The following is a 17,435-nucleotide window of genomic DNA, read 5'->3' as shown; positions in this document are numbered from 1 at the left end:
TCTACACTAAAGCAAGAGATCTTAAATAAGGTCTCTTTTTGTTTTTATAGAATACAGGAAAACGATTTATTCCCAAGCTCGCCAGAGTTTAAAAAAATAAAAATCCAAAACGCGGTGAAAAAACGACTTAATCACCGCATTTTCTGCGGAGAATAATTCTTATATTTACCGCATAATTGAAAATCAATGGCAATCTACATTCATCAGATTAAAAACTGGCCTAATCTATTGTGGAATGAGCAAGAATTTATTTCGTTATTAAGCGAAGTTAGAAACCTGCAAGGCAAACTCATGGGCAAGGTTGAGCTGTTAGGCTTCGAATTAAAAGATGAAGCCAACTTAGAAACTTTGATTCAAGATGTAATACAAACTTCAAAAATAGAGGGTGAAATATTAAATCCCGAATTAGTACGTTCCTCAATTGCTACAAGACTTGGCTTGGAATATCCCGGTTTAGGATATTCAGACAGGAATGTCGACGGAATTGTAGAATTAATGCTCGATGCGACTCAAAATGACAACAAAACATTGACCGATGATCGTTTGTTTGGCTGGCATGCTTCGCTATTCCCGTCGGGAAGAAGCGGTATTCATAAGATTGAAGTGGCAAACTGGCGGTCAGGCGCAATGCAAGTTGTGTCTGGCGGAATGGGTAGAGAAATTGTACATTATGAAGCTCCAAAAGCCGAACAATTAGCATCCGAAATGAAGCAATTTATTGATTGGTACAATGATGATGAAAATTTAGAGTCCTTACTAAAAGCTGCTGTAGCTCATTTATGGTTTATCACCATACATCCTTTTAATGATGGCAATGGAAGAATAGCCAGGGCAATTACAGATATGCAACTTTCAAAATCTGATGGTGTAAATCGAAGATTTTACAGCATGTCAACTGAAATAAACAATCAAAAGAAAAGCTATTATGCCATACTGGAAAGAACTCAGAAAGGAGATTTAGATATTACAGAATGGATCCTTTGGTTTTTAGAATGCTTAAAAAACAGCATCCTTAACTCAAGTACAATTGTAGACAAAGTAGTTAAAAAACATCAATTTTGGGTTAAAAATGCAAAACTGATAAGCAATAAACGTCAGCAAAAGGTACTTAACATGCTTATGGATAATTTCGAAGGAAATTTAAATACCGGCAAATGGGCCAAAATAACGAAAACATCTACAGATACAGCCCTCAGAGACATAACAGATTTAGTTAACAAAGGGATCTTGATCAAAGCAAGTTCAGGAGGAAGAAGTACTCATTACATTCTAAATGATCCTTTAAAATAAAATCAAACAAAACGATTCAAATAAAAGTTAATTTGTAAGTTATTAATTTCAAATACTATCCTTATAGAAACAAGAACATTAATACATTTCAAATCAGTGCTTCTTGCAGAGAGGAAGAGATTCGAACCCTTGATATAGCTACTCCCATACTGGTTTGCCCAAATTTGGAACGTGCAAAATTTGCACATTGCTTACCATCTTAAAAAAGCATTTCATATCCAACTTAGTACAAAAAAACAATAGTTTAATCTACTGTTACATCTTTGTTTAAGGTGAAATTGATAATTGGAGAAAGTTAATAAAAAACCCCGAAACAAAAGTTTCGGGGTTTGGTATTCTTTACGTTAAAAATTTGCAGAAAGGAAGGGATTCGAACCCTCGATACAGTTACCCATATACTAGCTTTCCAGGCTAGCTCCTTCAACCACTCGGACACCTTTCTAAATTGGTCTGCAAATAACATAAAAAAAAATGACTTAGAAAAACAAAATCGGATATTAGTTTACATACTTTTTCGAAATTCTTCCATAAACAGTTTTACGGCCTTTTTTTGGTAGCCTCCAAGGGTCAGCATAAACGATTCTCTTTTTGTGGGAACTCCTGTAATCTGAATGGCTTTGAGGTCGTCCCAGCCTTTTAGGGCTTTCTCGGCAACTATAGTAGCCCAGTCACTGTCCTGCACCATTTGCAGCAGGGCGTGAATGGAGTTTAGTTCGATCGAAATCCTGGGTCTCATTTTGTTTTTAGCGAATAATTCTTCTACAAATTCTCTGGAGTTTGAACCTTTTCCAGGCAAAACAAGCGGAATTTCCTCTATTTTCTTAAATGCAATTTTGTCTAAAGCCGCTAAAGAATGTGTTTTCGAAACAACCAATACCATTTGTGACGTAAACAAAGGAACTTTCTCAACGGGAATATTTATTTCATGTGACGAAATCACCAGAACCAGGTCTAATTCGTTCGTTAATAATTTTTGTTCTAAAGCTTCTGTCGTGCCGTATTCGACGACAATTTTCAGATTGGGATATTGTTTGGCAAACGTATTGATAACCGGCAAAATTAAAAGTCCGAAGATATAGGTTACGCCAATTCGCAGTTCACCGCCAATCATTTCGTTTAAATCTTCGATAGCTTGTTTTCCGTTTTCTACATTCTCAATAACTTTTTTGGCGTGAATCAGGAAAACAGCACCAGCCTCAGTAAGCTGTACTTTTTTACCGATCCTTTTAAACAAAGGCATTTCGAGTTCTTCTTCGAGTTTCTTTATTTGCTGTGATAAGCCCGATTGGGTTACAAAACACAATTCGGCCGCTTTGGTAAAATGAAGTACCTCAGCCGTTTTTATAAAATATTCCAATTGATAAATTTCCATACTGATAAGTTTTACTACTTATTATAAGTAAAATTATTAATTTTTCTAATGAAATCATAATCCCGAACTTTGTAAAAAAAAACAGGCATTATGTTTAAAGCGTTAAAATCTAAAAACTTCAAGTTGTTCTTTTACGGACAATCTGTTTCTGTAATTGGAACCTGGCTTCAAAAAACAGCTGTAAGCTGGATGATTTACAGCGTGACGGGTTCGGTTTTCTTACTGGGATTAGCGACATTTTTAAGCATGATCCCGTCCTTGTTCCTGGCTCCCTTGGCCGGAAGTATTATTGGCCGTTACGACAGACACCGCGCTATGATTCTATTGCAATCTTTGGCGATGCTTCAGGCAGGTGCTTTGGCCCTGTTAATTTATCTAAAAATATACAACATCAACTTTATTCTGGCCTTGAGTTTAATTCAGGGAATCATCAATTCTTTTGACATGACTTGCCGACAAACGATGATGATTGATATTGTTGACAATAAAGAGGACTTGCCCAATGCAGTGGCCTTAAACTCTACGCTGAATAATTTTGCCCGAATTGCCGGACCTGCCTTAGCCGGAATTATTCTGCACAATTATGGTGAGGACATTTGTTTTATTGGTAACTTCTTAAGCTACATTCCGGTTCTGATTTCTTTATTGATGATGAAAATCACACCGCATATTAAAGCCACCGAAAAAATGAGAATGGTAGACGACTTTCTTGAAGGTCTGGATTATATTAAAAAAGAAAGTGAGATGGCCAAAATGCTTCTGATGTTAATGTGCAGCAGCTTGTTTGTGATTTCGTTCAATACTTTAATGCCTGTTTTTGCCAAGGATCTTTTTAGCGGAAACGCGCAGACTTTCAGTTGGTTTGAAAGTGCTGCCGGAATTGGTTCAATACTGTCTGCCATTTATCTGGCCAATCTTAAAAAAGCAGACAATATGGGTAAAATAATGATCGCTGCGAGCTTATTATTAGGTTTTAGCATTATCGTACTGGCCTATTCCAATAATCTTACTGTGGCGCTTATTTGCATGGCTCTGAGCGGCCTGGGAATGATGGCACAAACTTCCTCTATAAATATTTACGTTCAGACACAAAGTCCTGTGCACCTGCGTTCGAGAAGTATTAGTTACTATCTGATGGCGTATCAGGGAATGATTCCTGTGGGAAGTCTGATTATCGGATATGTTTCGCACATTATCGGAACCCGAGAAACTGTTGCCATTCAGGGTGTTGTGTGTATTATTTCGGTAATTGTTTATGTGTACTACAAAAAACAAAGTTCTGAAGAAGAGTTTGGAACTTGTGAGGTTCGCTACAAAAATTGATAAACTCCAAATTCCAAAATGAAGATATAATCAGCAAACGTTTGGAACCTGGAATTTATAATTTGGAATTTTATCTTATAGCGAAATCTCCCCGCGTAAAGCTGTTTCGAAAATTGCCTTAAATTCAGTTTGCGGAATATTTTGTCCCAGCAGATACATTAATTTTGTTATGGCTGCTTCCGTGGTAATGTCCTTTCCGGAGATAACTCCAAGAGATTTTAAAGCGGTACTGGTTTCGTATTGTCCCATATTGACGCTTCCACCTGAACATTGAGTCACGTTAACAATGTGTAATCCGGACTGAATTGCTTTCTCAATCAAATCTAAAAACCAGTCTTCAGTTGGTGCATTACCGGAACCGTAGGTTTCCAAAACGATTCCCTTTAGATCTTTAATCGCCAGAATTGAAGCTAAAACCACTTCACTCATTCCAGGGAACATTTTGATGATTGCAACATGATTGTCCATTTCTTTATGAACGATTAGTTTCGCGTCTGTCTTTACAGGAAGAAATAAATGTGTGTTCAACTTTAAATGAACTCCTGACTCTACTAATTCCGGATAGTTTGGTGCTGTAAATGCTCTGAAATGTTCTGCATTTACTTTTGAAGTTCGGTTACCGCGGTACAGTTTATATTCAAAATACAAACAAACCTCCGTGATTACCGGTTTTCCGTTTTCCTGCAATGAAGCAATCTGAATGGCTGTAATCAGGTTTTCTTTAGCATCGGTACGCAAGTCTCCTATCGGAAGCTGGGAACCTGTAAACACTACTGGTTTTGCCAAATTCTCCAACATAAAACTCAATGCCGAAGCGGAATACGACATGGTATCTGAACCATGAAGTACTACAAACCCGTCGTAAGCAATATAATTTTCCTCAATAATAGCGGCAATTTTCGTCCACTCTTGAGGATTCATATTCGAGGAATCTATCGGCTCTTCAAACGAAACCGTTTCAATATCGCAGTCCAATTGTTTGATTTCAGGTATCTTTTGTAATAATTTACCAAAGTTGAACGCTTTGAGCGCGCCTGTCTCAAAATCTTTACTCATACCGATAGTTCCACCAGTATAGATTAGTAGTATTTTTGGTTTAGATGACATCCTGATATTTTAATTTATTAACAACCGGATTAGCGTACATGGCCAAAAATCCTTGTCTTGTTACTGGGTTATCACTTCCGATACGCATTTCTAAACGACGCTCGAACAACGATTTTTCGCTTTCTTTGTACAGATGAGCAAACTTATTGGTCTCGTTTAAAATATCGTAAGCAATAAAATTAGTTGGCCATAATTGATAATTTTTCAAAACCGAATCGTCAATAACCTGAGCCAAAGCCTGTACTTGTTTGTTGGCATTGTCATTCTCGGCTGTAATCTGATCGATTTCTGTATCTAAAACATCTCCAACCGAAATGTGTATTCTTTTTTTAGTTCCCATGATACCACTCAGGATATTCATGAAATCTTCGTTTTTGTCTTTAACATAAACCTCATTATTGGCTTCGGCCATTAACTGTGGCATCTTCAGAACATCTGTTGGATCGTATTCGTATGAAATGGACACGGGAACAATTTTTAATTTCTTAAAATAATCCATTAGATTAGGCTCATCAGATCCCATTCCGATCATTTTTAAAACTCCCGGATTGGTTTCATCGTTTCCGTCTTTGGTACGGCCTTCTCTCTGTGCAATCCAAACCGAACGATTCTCACGAAGTAATAATTGTCCGATATATTCCGATAATAATTTAGAACTCTGCAGCATTTCTCTTGGCGATAAACCTCTTAGAACCAAAAAGTTTCGATTTAGTTTTGCTAAAGTACTCAGGAATGCTTTTTTAACCAGATTGTCTCCAATCGCAGAGGCCGTCATGACTAATCCGTGCTCAAAAAGGCAAACATTTAATAAAGTAGTATCTAATAATATATCTCTGTGATTAGAGATGAATAAGTAAGAGGTGTTTTTTTCCAGTTTTTCAAATCCTGAAGTAGTAAGACCTTCAGAACTTTTCTCTAAAACTTTTTGTATAGTGTTATAAATAAAGTTGCATTGAAAATCACGAATAGAATGTGTCTTTTTTAGCTGCTCTTTCCAAACCTCATCTGCTACTTCCGGAAAAGTAAAGTTCATCATGGTTTTCATCATTGGATGATTGACTACATCATGAAGTGCTTCATTTATTTCAGAATCATAAAACGGTCGAATGGCATCAAATCTCTGCATTATTTATATTGGTATTAAGTGGGCAAAAGAACAAAAAAAAAATTAAACTATTGTAAGGTACGGGTTAAATCCCAAAAACGTCTTTAGAATTCTGAGTGGTTCGCTCTGCAATTTCTGCCTCAGAAACATCATATATATCGGCTAATTTGGCGATAACATTTACCAGATAACTACTTTCATTTCGCTTTCCACGGTATGGAATTGGAGCTAAATAAGGCGAATCGGTTTCCAGAACGATGTGTTTTAAATCGATCTGATTTAGAAACTGATCGATTTTTCCGTTCTTGAAAGTTACCACTCCGCCAATTCCCAGCTTCATATTGTAAGACAGCGCCTGAACTGCCTGCTCGTATGTACCTGAAAAGCAATGAAAAATTCCAAATAAATCCGCTGATTTTTCCTCTTCCAGTACTTCAAAGATTTCATCAAAAGCCTCACGACAGTGAATTACAATAGGTAATTTGTATTGTTTTGCCAGTTGAATTTGTCTTTTAAAAGCAATTTGCTGCTCTTTTAGATGCGTTTGATCCCAGTACAAATCGATTCCGATTTCACCCACAGCGTAAAACTTTCGTTTGGCCAGCTCCGTTTCTACATGTTTTAATTCTTCTTCGTAATTGTCTTTCACATAGGTCGGATGCAACCCCATCATCAGGTATACATAATCCGGATAATTTTGCTCCAGATCGTACATCGACTGTGTGGCAGCGGCATCAATCGCAGGAATAAAAAAACGGGTTACTCCGGCATTTATAGCTCTCTGCATCATCTCGTCGCGGTCCTGATCAAATTCTTCAGAATATAAATGGGTATGTGTATCGGTAATTATGGGCTTCAAATTCAATTGTTATAATTTTTAATGGCCCAAAATTACGATAATATTAAAAACTTTCCCAATTTGAATAAAATGAGGAAAAATGGCACGCGGATTTTTACGGATTCACTTCGTGAAAACGCGGATAAAAACGGATTTTTTCTAAAAGTAAACCCGACAGGTTTTAAAAGCCTGTCCGGTTTGAATCCGTATTAAACATTTGGTTATTTCCCTGTTTTAACAAACAGTAATGCGCGATCCAGAACTTCGTCTTTACCTTCCTGAATTCCTTTGATGGTTGGTTTGACTTCAATATCCGGAACAATCCCAATTCTCTGGGTTTCACGTCGATCCGTATAATAAACCCCAATTCCGGTATATCGGGTATGAAATCCTTTAAATTCAAGATCAAATACATTCCCGTCTGTTCCTGCGGTCTGGCTTCCGATTATGGTGGTATTCCCTGCGGCTTGAAAACACATTGCTGTCCATTCAGATTGACTCATAGATTGCTCATTAAGCAACACTACAACTTTCCCTTTATAATTATCTTTGTTTTCAAATCCGCACTTTATCCCTTCTTTCCATGTATAACGTCCCGGATAATTTAAATAGGGCATGGTGTAATCGCAGAATTTTTTTTCCGCAGGATTCAAAAAATTGGCGATTAATTCATACGTTTCATTGGGATAATTTCGCATATCAAAAACAATTGCCTGTGTAGATTTCAGAGCTTCAATCATATCCGGAATATGTCTATTCTTTATGATCCCCATATCTACATAACCAATATTATTGTCTAACAGTTTAAATTTCTCTTTCTTTTTAATAGCTCCCTTTTTAAATTCATTTCGATGAGAATCATGGTAATTAAACCAAATCATTGATTTTGTTTCGTACTGGCCGTCTTTTAAAAATTCTACCTCAACATTTTCATCGTAACTTTTCAAAATAGGCAACGTAACTTTATCTAAAAACTTAGCCTCGTTGGAAGCACTGATGAAGTCCCGATTCTCCTGAATTAGCTCTTTTATCGTTTTGCCCTTTATTTTTGTAATTACATCTCCGATTTTTATATTGTCTGCCTGAGCCAGACTATCCCCTAATATCTCTGTAACAACCAGTTTTTCTTCGATTATTCTACCCGTTGCAGGAAAGTAAACCGGTCTTTTCCCGACAACTTCTGGTCCGTACGTTGTTGTTTCGACATGACTGTCATTGAGCTTGGCTGTCAGTTTTTTAAGTGCTATGTAAAATTCATTTCCTTTTTTAGCCTCAAGCACAAGTGGCAGTACCTGCTGTAAACTCAGATCCCACTTTTGATCCATTACATATTTATACGGAAAATAATATTCTATCACATTCCAATAGGCAAACAACATTAGTATTCGAGAACTTTTATTGGTGTAATCCAGATCGAAATAGTTTTTCAGATACTTAAAACTATCAAAATTATAATCAAATTCCTCATTGCTTTGAAATCTGTTATTTTCGATAAACTTCAATTTTTTGGAAAGTTTTTTAGAAAACAGCTTATTATTAAACCAGCTTAAGTCAAAATTTTTATCGAAGAATTCAACCTCTTTTGGGATTACAATTGGCGCAACCATTTTAACTTCTCCTAAATCATCAATCCAGTTTTCGAGAATTAGTGAAAACTCTTCTTTGGTTTGCGCTTTTTCTATTAATGGTAATTTTTCTAAAAGCTGACTGTCCCAATTCACTTGTCCACTGCCAATTTTTGGGTGATAATATTTTAAGAATCCCCAAACTTTGCAGGTCGCAGTAAGTTTTTCGGTTTCTGTGATTTTGGCAGAGGCAAAGATCGTTTGAGTGCATACAATAAGTAGAACTAAAGTAATTTTGTTCATGTAAATAACTGGTTAGGTTGAAATTGTTTTTTGGTAAATTTTTCTGAAAAAAAAAATCAGCCGAATGTAAAACTAAAAATCCGGATTTGTTTACGACTTTACGTAAAAAACCTTTTGTATATAAATAAACCGGACAGGTTTTAAAAGCCTGTCCGGTTTGAAAGTATAATAATTTTCCCCTTTTTAAGTAAACAATCAATCTAACTCGTCCAGCAACTCCTGAACATCATCGTAGTTTTCATAATCCTGCGAAATGGTCTGCAGGATTTCTCTGCAGGCATTGTAATCTTTCTGTTTTAATTTGGACAGTGCCAGACTCCATTTGGCTTTTTCTTTGTAAGCTGAAGAACCTGATTTTAGTTCATTAAAAACTGCTTCTGCTTCTTTATAATCACTTTCTTCCAGTAAAGAAACCCCATAAAAATATTGTATTTCAGGTGTTTTATTCTCTTTTAAAATTTCTTCAAAAAACGGAATTGCCAGTTCATAATTCTTTTCGTTGAATGCTTTTTCTGCTTGTTTTAACGTTTCATCCGCATCACCACGTTCGACAAAAGAAGCGGTTTCGGGATGATTAAAATCTTCAAAATCAGGATTCTGATTGTAATCAAAAAAGAACAATCCGAATAAAATAACGATCGATGCCGCTGCTGCAAAATACCAAGGGCGCATCTGAACCACTTTAGGTTTATTTGTATTGAAATGTTTCTCTGAAATCTCCGTCAGATTTGCCGTAAAGGCTTCTCTCTCTCTTTCGTGTTCAAATTTACTTTTGAGCTGCAACTGCACTTCTTTGAAAGTTTCAAAGGCTGAAGCCAGTTCATGATCCTCAGACAATTGTTTCTCAAAACTATCTTTTTCCTCAACAGTCATTTCTCCCTGAAGATATTGATCGAATAATATGTAACGTTCTTCGTTCATGACTAATTATTTTTTAACGATTTAAAATTCCCGGCTTCCTGAATCCACTGTGTCAATTGCCCTACGCACAACGATTTTTTCTTACGAACATACCCGTAAGTCACATTGAGTTTCGCTGCAACTTCTTCCATGGTTTTGGTGGTGAAACTTAGTTTTAACAACTCCTGACATTTGTCTCCCAATTTTTGAAACATGACATCAAAGAGCTGTTGTCTTTCATCAAATTCTTCGGTTTGACCAATTAATTCAAGAGCAGATTCATTCATAGATACTGCATCCTCATTAATTGTTACCCCTTTATTGGATGTTTTTTTAAGTTCGTTAAGCCATTTCCTTTTGCACAATAAAAAAAAGTAAGCGTCAAAAGGACAAGTCAATTGCAATGTCTTCGCTTTGGCCTGATTAAAAAGTAAAATCATGACTTCCTGAACCACATCCTGAGCATGTTCCTTATCTCCGGAATTGTTCATGACAAACATGACCACCTTGGGAACGAATTTTTTGTAAATGCTTTGAATGACTGCAGAGTTATTTGCAGCAATGCCTTCAATATACATTTGATCGGGATGAATTTTACTCTTAACCATAAAGAATCATTTTGTAGCTAATTTAAAAAACAATTGGAAATAAATTTCATGTCATAAGGTAACAATTAACAAATCAAGTTGATGTAATAGTAAAGAGCTCCTAAAATAGTCTCAGAGAAGAATCTAAAAACCATCAAAAATCAGGAAAATGGAAACCTATCAATTTATAAACGAAAAGAGTTTGGATCAATTTCATCAGATGATTTCTGCCAAAACACGAAATGGATTTGTGGTTGTGGAGCATAATGAAAAGCTCCCGTATGTGGTTTTATCCAAAAAACCAAAAGCAATCAATCATCCGCTGCACCTCTTTCTGACCTGTATCACATTCGGACTCTGGATTACAGTATGGATCTATTTTACAATAACACTTTCACGAAAGACAAGCATTCTTGTTGCTGTAGATGAAGACGGCAATTTATTTGAAGACAGGTGTCTTTCAGAATAAACTCAGAAAAAACAAAAACAGGGGTAACAATATCAAATCCAAATTGATATACCAATACAATTAACAACCGAAATCTGAAAACCACCTGATCATCAGGACAGATTTATAAAAAACTAGAAATCATGAACACACATTTTAAAAAAATCGGACTTTTATTTTTACTGGCAATGAGTTTTGTAAGCTGCGACAATAGTGACGGCGACGATGCTCTTATTTTACCACCCTCGGCTACTGCTTTTAAAAGCATAAGTGAACAAGGGGTAAAAAAAAACACACAAAACTTTACCATTACTGCCGGAACCGGCGTGGTAACAGTAACTTCGGCCAAAGGAGTAAAACTAAGCATCAACGGGGATTGTCTTACCAAAAATGGAGTTGCGGTAACGGGGGCAGTTGCAATTGAGTACATTGAACTTTTTGACAAAGGAACGATGTTGGTTACCAACAAACCTACTATGGGAGTTATGCCTGACGGAAAGAAAAATCTATTGATTTCCGGTGGAGAGTTTTTCATCAGAGCTACTCAGGGTGGCGTTGAACTTAAAAGTTCCTGTTCTATGAATTTAATTGTGCCTGCGGCTTTAACAGATGGTGTAGACAATGCTATGACTTTATGGGTCGGTAAGATTGATGAGAAAGGGGAACTGGCATGGGAACAGCCTAAACCAAATGCTGACGGAACCGGAGGTAAAGGCGGCGTTCAGGGTGAAGGAACCAATTACTTTGTGACTTTTGGCAATTTTGGATGGACAAATGTTGACCGTTTTTACAGTGACCCAAGACCGAAGACTACTCTTTTGGTTGATGCTCCTGATGGTTATGACAATAACAACAGTGCGGTTTATTTGTCTTATGATGGTGAGGGCACTAATGCGCTTGCAAAATTAGATACTTATACTCCTGCCGGATTGTTTAGCGAGCACTACGGACAAATTCCAATTGGTCTAAAATGTCATGTAATTTTTGTAACCGAGGACAATGGCCAATGGCGATATGCAATTAAAGCAGTAACTGTTGCTGCAAATGATGTGTACACCTTTACACTCGGGGAGACAACAGTGGGAACTGAAGCACAATTGGTAGCCGCAATCAATGCTATTCAGTAAGTTACAAAATACTTTTTAAGAAAAAGTGATGATTTGCTCATCACTTTTTTTTACATTTAATCCAGTTTTCAAATCAATTCTGATGCTTTTCAGAAGCTAATCCTGCTGTTCGCTGTATCTTTTGTCCCGAACCCCGTGACAAAAGGATGCCGCTCCCATCAGGGCTAAAAACCTCTAGTTATGAAACCACTATCGTCTATTTTATTGATGCTATTTTCTATTCTTGCAATGGGACAAACGAAGGTAAAAGACACCATAACCCGAAGGGCCAATATTGTTTTCATTCAGAACGGAAATGCGGTTACTTATAAACCCGAAACGCCTCCTTTAATTCCTATTGCCGGTGCTCCAAAACCCAGTTATTCTTATTTGTGGGAACTCGGTGACGGACATTACAGCAAGGAAGCCGAACCCAAACATGTCTACAAAAACAAAGGAACCTATACTACCAGACTTGCCGTAACCAACAATTACGACAATGGAAAACCTCCGGCAACACGCCCGAAAAAAGTAGCCGTAAATGACCTTACCGACACCAATTATAAAGACATTGCTTCTTTAGCCGATCAAAACGGATTTGCTATTTTAAAAAACTGTGACCCGATTCCGGAACAGCAAATGGTAGTCGTAGTGAGTTATCAGAATCTGGAGAATTATGTCTCCAGCGGAAAACTGTATTTGTTTTATAACGAGAAGCAATTTAAGAATAATAATTTCGAACTGATTGATTACAGAACCTACGCCAGCGAGCGTGAAGTAAAGGAAAAAACCGTTGCCTCTGTAGGAGATCTGGACGATTCTAAAAATTATACTGCTTCTGCTGAAAACACTTTTAAAGCCAAAAAATACAGAAATACAACCAGCGAAGAAGACCTGGATGCTTCCTTACTCGACGCCCATAAAACCTATCATAATGTTTCGGTTTTAGAGTTTGACGATGCCAATCCCAATGAAACCCGAAATGTTTTTTATACTTTTAAAACGACTCCCGAAATGATCAAAGATACTAGTGCAACGGTTACCATGCGCGGTATTTTTGTTCCGAACCGAAGTTATAAAAATCATAAAATCAAGAATCTGGAAATGGAAATCGTAACGTCTCACGATCCTAACAAAATGGGATCCAACGGGCGTTTTATGAATTACAGACTGGTTCGTTTTAAAAGAGTAAATTTTAAAACACGTTTTCAAAACAACGGTGAAGGCCCTGCCCGAATGATTAGACTTGAAACGGATATTCCGGATATGTTCGACAAAAAAACCTTCCAGATTGAAGACCTATACCCCAAATGCCCCATCTGTCCAAAAGATGAAGTTCCAACGACAAGCTGTCTGGATACCATTATCAAAAAGAATCAAATCTTTTTTACCTTCAAAAACATTTACTTACCCGGAAGCGAACAGAAAAATGTACATGAAAAAGACAGTACAAAGGGTTTTGTAAAGTATTCGATGAAGTTTGGTGAGGACTTTCATAAAGTAAAAACCCGAAGCCGAACTGCTATTATTTTTGATAAAAACGAGCCCATCATTACCAACTACGCCACAACCCGATTCCTTCCCGGAATTTCAATTGGAGCGAAAGCCGGTTATAATTTGTATCCTGATCTGGAAAAATCAACGAGTTATTTTGTGGGGGCGACCATTTCGCCTTTTAAATCGTATCGTTTTTATTGGCAGGCAGAATGGATTAACGCCCTGAACAAATACGAAAGCGGCCGAACAGTGATCGATCAGACTGTGGCTGGTGCCAATGGCGTGAAGCAATTGCAACGTACCACCACGACAACCGAAAACAAAAATGTAAACTGGGAAATCCCGGTTTTGATTCGGTATAACCTTAACAATTATATCGGAGTGGGAGCTGGAATCCAGGCCAATTTTGATGTTTCATCAGAACAGAATCAAACAAAAAAAGTGGAAAACTTTGAAGGTGGAAATGATCAGTTTCTAATCAGTACCCGATCAGAATCTAATTCGATAAAGAACGGTTTTGGGAATTTTAAAACGGGGGTTCTATTCGATTTAACAGCCGGATTTGCCAGAATCGGACCGAGTTTTGGGGCACGTTATGTGATTAATTTTGAGCAGAATTTCAACTATTTTCAGTTTTATGGAATCTGGAAATTTTAGGAGTTATGCCACGGAGATGCACAGAGAATTTTCACGGAGACACACTAAGTTTTTTTTGCCACGAATTCACGAATTTTTACAAACACATAAAGCATCAAAGAAAGTAACAAATAAAAAATCTTGAGAATTTGTGAATTCGTGGCAAACCTTCTTTGTGAATTTCTGAGAAAAGACCAGAATTCGTGAATTCGTGGCGAAAATTTTAAACAATGATAAAACGATACTGCTACATATTTTTCTTCTCAACTCTTTTTCTGTTTGGACAGAATCAGGAAGATCAAATATATACCGCAATTGACTCTTTTATTGCCAATCCTTCCCCCAAAGCGCTACAAGATCTCACTAATACAGAATCTGTGTTCTGGAAAAATCCGAAGTCCAAAACCAAAGACGAATTACTGGCGATTGTGGTTTTAAACTGCAATAAAGCGTATTATGAAAATCAATTTGGGAAAGCTGAAAAGGCCGTTGCGAGTTATGAAAAAGCCTGGCAGATTTATCAGAAAAACAAACTTTCAGATTACGATATTATCGAATACTGCCTGAAACCCTTAGGCAATTTATATACCGTTTTGGGCGATTACGACAGCGCAGAAAACACCATAAAACAGTATTTCTTTATTGTCAACACTACTCCTAATTATCCGGATGCCCAAAAGCAAAAATTTGCTGCAATTCTAAATTTATCCAATGTATATCAGAGCTCGGGCAAATTCAATCCGGCCATTGATTTATTGGAACAAATCCTAAAAACAGAGAAACTGTCTAATGCTCAGAAAGGAATCGCACTAAATAATCTGGGTAATAATTACTTGCTAAGTTCCACTGGAGATTTAATGCGTCCTGAACTGTATCAGAAAATTGAAAACACTTTTGAGTCGTCTGTAAATTATTTGAAAAGCGAGAAAAATCAATCTGAGACTTTGTCTAATTCTTACCGGAATCTGGCGATGCTAAATCGGCAAAGACATCAATTTGAAGCTTCCAATTCTTATTTAGCGAAAGCAGAAAAGCTTCTACTGCAAACACCTCATGTACAAACCCGAAAAATAGCAAAGCTGTACTATGAAAAAGCCTTATTGCTTTTTGATGAAGGAAAATATGCTGAAAGCACGAAACAGCTTAAAGCCGTTTTTAAACTTTTAATCGCAAATTATACGCCACAGAATGTTCTTCCAAATCAAAATCAATTGTATGCCGAAACGGTTTTAATCGATGCACTCGATTTACAGGCTCAGCTTTTCCTGAGTCAAAATCAGCTTAAAAAAGCATTGGAATCTTACGAACTTTCGCTTCATATCGAAGAAGTATTGATGAACACTACTCTTTACGAAAACTCCAGGATAATCAACCAGACTCGTTCCCGAAATCGTACCGAAAAATGCCTTTTGATTTATGATCGTTTGTTTCAAAAAGAAAACAAAACGGAATATCTGGAAAAGGCTTTTCAATTGGCCGAAAAAACAAAATCCGGGGTTTTAAAAAGTTATCAATCGAATATCAAAAAGGCAACAACAGAGGAGAAATCACTTTTACAGCAGCTTCAAAATTTAAACAATGTTATTGTAAAAGAACAGCAAAAGGGCAGTCTGGCCAATATTGCAAACATCAACAGAGCAATCCAAAAACAGAACGAAGTGATGCTCTCTCTAAAGCAAATTCAATCTAAAAGCCCGGATTTACTTCCTGAGATCAGCGATCTAAAAACCTTATTTTCGAAATTGGAAAAAGACAAATCAGTTATGGTTTACTACTTTATGGGAGCTGAAAATTTGTATTATTTCACCTTGCAGAACAACCGAATCAGTCTCAATCGTCTCTACACGGCACATACAGCCATGCTGAATATTGTAAAATTTATAAACTATTTTAATACCTCAGCTGCTATTACAAACGATATTTCGGGATACAGCTACTATGGTAAAAAAGTATATGATTTATTGCAAATGCCGCGAAATACTATTTACCAAAACCTCATCATTGTTCCCGATGGCATTTTAAACTTCTTACCTTTTGAGGCTTTGATTACAAATGACTCAAAAACCACCAATTTTGCCAAGATGTATTATTTACTGAATGATTTCAGGATTACTTATGCTACTTCAGCAAACCTTTATGTTAACCCTAAGCCCGTTTCAAATTCAGAAAATACTATTTTTGGGGTTTTTCCAGTTTTCGAAAATACTTCTTTTGAATTGGATTACTCTAAAAAGGAACTAGAGGCCATTAGAAGTAATTTTAAAGGAAAATATCTGGAAAATTCAAAAGCTACTTTCTCTAATTTCAAGAATGATGCAAACCATTATTCGATTTTACATTTGAGCACTCACGCTTCTTCGGGTGATATTGAAAATCCTGCGAGCATTAAATTTTACGATCAGGAAATTTTATATTCGGAATTATACCATCTGAATGTCAATCCTGATTTAGTAGTTTTGAGCGCCTGCGAAACCGGAATCGGTAAATTGTACAAAGGCGAAGGTGCCATGAGCGTGGCCAGAGGATTTCAATTTGCAGGAGCTCAGAATTTATTGTTTTCGTTATGGAAAGTGAATGATTACACGACCTCTGTTTTTATGACTGATTTTTATGAAAACATCAAAAAAGGGCAATCCTATACAGAGGCCAATACAAATGCAAAACGCGCTTTTTTACAGAACAAGTCCATTTCGAATGCTAAAAAATCTCCGTATTACTGGAGTTCATTTGTATACTATGGTGCTATCCAAACAGAGAAACAACCGACAAATTATATCTTTTATATCATTAGTTTATTGGGGGTAATTGGTTTATTTTTGGTTTTCAATCACAATCGAAAATGGAAAATCTTCACGAGGTTCTCAAAAAAGAGAAATACAGAAAAATAAAATTCAATGTCACCAAAACGCAGCATTTATCGATTAAGGCAAAAATCAACGGTGTTTCGGGAAATTTTATTTTAGATACCGGTGCCTCTAATTCCTGTGTAGGATTTGAAAGTATTGAACGTTTTGAACTGACGGCAAAAAAGTCTAAAACCAAAGCTTCGGGTGCCGGAGGAACGGGAATGTTAACCCAAATTTCAAAGCACAATCGCCTACAGCTTGGAAGTTGGAAAAACCACGATTTTAGTCTGGTAATTTTTGATCTCTCCCATGTCAATGAAGCTCTGGAATCTTACAAAGCAAAACCGGTTCATGGCATTATTGGTGCCGATGTTCTGCTTGAAGGTAAAGCAATTATCGATTATTACAATCATTATTTGTACTTGAAATAATCGATTACAAATTTTAAATTCCAAATCCCAACACTAGAGTTTTAGTACGTTTTTTTGTATATATTTGTTTGCCTATTTTAA

General features: G+C 36.6%; 14 protein-coding genes and 1 tRNA gene. 7 read left to right on the top strand and 8 right to left on the bottom strand.

Going from position 1 to position 17,435, the window contains the following annotated elements; translation table 11 throughout:
- Positions 1-186 precede the first annotated feature (186 nt).
- On the top strand, positions 187-1,290 hold the full coding sequence (locus tag LNQ34_RS09560) for a Fic family protein (protein WP_229999420.1): 1,104 nt from the start codon (positions 187-189) through the stop codon (positions 1,288-1,290).
- Positions 1,291-1,645: 355 nt separating this feature from the next.
- Here the strand turns inward: LNQ34_RS09560 and LNQ34_RS09555 are convergent.
- Both LNQ34_RS09555 and LNQ34_RS09550 read right to left on the bottom strand, forming a co-directional pair.
- Positions 1,646-1,732: transfer RNA gene (locus LNQ34_RS09555), tRNA-Ser, on the bottom strand.
- Positions 1,733-1,792: 60 nt separating this feature from the next.
- Entirely contained in the window at positions 1,793-2,662 is an 870-nt protein-coding gene (locus LNQ34_RS09550; RefSeq protein ID WP_229999419.1) for a LysR substrate-binding domain-containing protein, read from the bottom strand.
- 90 nt (positions 2,663-2,752) lie between these two features.
- Between LNQ34_RS09550 and LNQ34_RS09545 the strand changes: the two genes are divergently transcribed.
- Positions 2,753-3,985 (top strand): MFS transporter, encoded by a 1,233-nt coding sequence (locus LNQ34_RS09545; RefSeq protein WP_229999418.1) that lies wholly within the window; start codon positions 2,753-2,755, stop codon positions 3,983-3,985.
- 75 nt (positions 3,986-4,060) lie between these two features.
- On the opposite strand, the gene LNQ34_RS09540 is transcribed toward LNQ34_RS09545, so the two are convergent.
- The 6 genes from LNQ34_RS09540 to LNQ34_RS09515 form a co-directional block, all read right to left on the bottom strand.
- Entirely contained in the window at positions 4,061-5,092 is a 1,032-nt protein-coding gene (locus tag LNQ34_RS09540; RefSeq protein WP_089076731.1) for an asparaginase, read from the bottom strand.
- Positions 5,082-6,218 carry a 1-acyl-sn-glycerol-3-phosphate acyltransferase gene (locus LNQ34_RS09535; protein ID WP_202701636.1) on the bottom strand — a complete coding sequence of 379 codons (1,137 nt, stop codon included), beginning with the start codon at positions 6,216-6,218 and terminating at the stop codon, positions 5,082-5,084. Before LNQ34_RS09535 ends, LNQ34_RS09540 begins: the two co-directional genes overlap by 11 nt.
- Before the next feature lie 64 nt (positions 6,219-6,282).
- Complete coding sequence (locus LNQ34_RS09530) at positions 6,283-7,062, bottom strand: TatD family hydrolase (RefSeq protein WP_229999416.1); 780 nt, start codon at positions 7,060-7,062, stop codon at positions 6,283-6,285.
- A 194-nt stretch (positions 7,063-7,256) separates the two neighbouring features.
- Positions 7,257-8,903, bottom strand: a complete 1,647-nt coding sequence (locus LNQ34_RS09525) for a S41 family peptidase (protein WP_229999414.1) — start codon at positions 8,901-8,903, stop codon at positions 7,257-7,259.
- Between the two features lie 195 nt (positions 8,904-9,098).
- Positions 9,099-9,824 carry a tetratricopeptide repeat protein gene (locus LNQ34_RS09520; protein ID WP_202701630.1) on the bottom strand — a complete coding sequence of 242 codons (726 nt, stop codon included), beginning with the start codon at positions 9,822-9,824 and terminating at the stop codon, positions 9,099-9,101.
- 2 nt (positions 9,825-9,826) lie between these two features.
- On the bottom strand, positions 9,827-10,411 hold the full coding sequence (locus LNQ34_RS09515) for an RNA polymerase sigma factor (RefSeq protein ID WP_202701629.1): 585 nt from the start codon (positions 10,409-10,411) through the stop codon (positions 9,827-9,829).
- Between the two features lie 148 nt (positions 10,412-10,559).
- Between LNQ34_RS09515 and LNQ34_RS09510 the strand changes: the two genes are divergently transcribed.
- The 5 genes from LNQ34_RS09510 (at position 10,560) to LNQ34_RS09490 (ending at position 17,354) form a co-directional block, all read left to right on the top strand.
- A complete protein-coding gene (locus LNQ34_RS09510) occupies positions 10,560-10,859 on the top strand; it encodes a hypothetical protein (protein ID WP_202701628.1) in 300 nt (99 codons plus the stop codon).
- 122 nt (positions 10,860-10,981) lie between these two features.
- On the top strand, positions 10,982-11,965 hold the full coding sequence (locus LNQ34_RS09505; protein ID WP_229999413.1) for a hypothetical protein: 984 nt from the start codon (positions 10,982-10,984) through the stop codon (positions 11,963-11,965).
- Between the two features lie 180 nt (positions 11,966-12,145).
- Positions 12,146-14,098: a PKD domain-containing protein gene (locus LNQ34_RS09500; protein WP_229999412.1), complete on the top strand. Its 1,953-nt coding sequence runs from the start codon at positions 12,146-12,148 to the stop codon at positions 14,096-14,098.
- Positions 14,099-14,307: 209 nt separating this feature from the next.
- A complete protein-coding gene (locus LNQ34_RS09495) occupies positions 14,308-16,965 on the top strand; it encodes a CHAT domain-containing protein (RefSeq protein WP_229999411.1) in 2,658 nt (885 codons plus the stop codon).
- The gene (locus LNQ34_RS09490) at positions 16,917-17,354 is read left to right on the top strand and encodes a retropepsin-like aspartic protease (RefSeq protein ID WP_229999410.1); all 438 of its coding nucleotides are present in this window, start codon (positions 16,917-16,919) and stop codon (positions 17,352-17,354) included. Before LNQ34_RS09495 ends, LNQ34_RS09490 begins: the two co-directional genes overlap by 49 nt.
- Positions 17,355-17,435 lie beyond the last annotated feature (81 nt).

The sequence above is a fragment of the Flavobacterium lipolyticum genome (genome assembly GCF_020905335.1).
Classification (GTDB): Bacteria; Bacteroidota; Bacteroidia; order Flavobacteriales; family Flavobacteriaceae; genus Flavobacterium; species Flavobacterium lipolyticum.
The sequence above is the reverse complement of the archived record's forward strand: the minus strand, read 5'-3'. Positions and strand labels throughout refer to the sequence as shown.

Bases quoted from the DNA above. Each gene is read 5' to 3' on its own strand.
- LNQ34_RS09560 (WP_229999420.1), top strand. From the start codon at position 187: ATGGCAATCTACATTCATCAGATTAAAAACTGGCCTAATCTATTGTGG.
- LNQ34_RS09550 (WP_229999419.1), bottom strand. From the start codon at position 2,662: ATGGAAATTTATCAATTGGAATATTTTATAAAAACGGCTGAGGTACTT.
- LNQ34_RS09545 (WP_229999418.1), top strand. From the start codon at position 2,753: ATGTTTAAAGCGTTAAAATCTAAAAACTTCAAGTTGTTCTTTTACGGA.
- LNQ34_RS09540 (WP_089076731.1), bottom strand. From the start codon at position 5,092: ATGTCATCTAAACCAAAAATACTACTAATCTATACTGGTGGAACTATC.
- LNQ34_RS09535 (WP_202701636.1), bottom strand. From the start codon at position 6,218: ATGCAGAGATTTGATGCCATTCGACCGTTTTATGATTCTGAAATAAAT.
- LNQ34_RS09525 (WP_229999414.1), bottom strand. From the start codon at position 8,903: ATGAACAAAATTACTTTAGTTCTACTTATTGTATGCACTCAAACGATC.
- LNQ34_RS09520 (WP_202701630.1), bottom strand. From the start codon at position 9,824: ATGAACGAAGAACGTTACATATTATTCGATCAATATCTTCAGGGAGAA.
- LNQ34_RS09515 (WP_202701629.1), bottom strand. From the start codon at position 10,411: ATGGTTAAGAGTAAAATTCATCCCGATCAAATGTATATTGAAGGCATT.
- LNQ34_RS09510 (WP_202701628.1), top strand. From the start codon at position 10,560: ATGGAAACCTATCAATTTATAAACGAAAAGAGTTTGGATCAATTTCAT.
- LNQ34_RS09505 (WP_229999413.1), top strand. From the start codon at position 10,982: ATGAACACACATTTTAAAAAAATCGGACTTTTATTTTTACTGGCAATG.
- LNQ34_RS09500 (WP_229999412.1), top strand. From the start codon at position 12,146: ATGAAACCACTATCGTCTATTTTATTGATGCTATTTTCTATTCTTGCA.
- LNQ34_RS09495 (WP_229999411.1), top strand. From the start codon at position 14,308: ATGATAAAACGATACTGCTACATATTTTTCTTCTCAACTCTTTTTCTG.
- LNQ34_RS09490 (WP_229999410.1), top strand. From the start codon at position 16,917: ATGGAAAATCTTCACGAGGTTCTCAAAAAAGAGAAATACAGAAAAATA.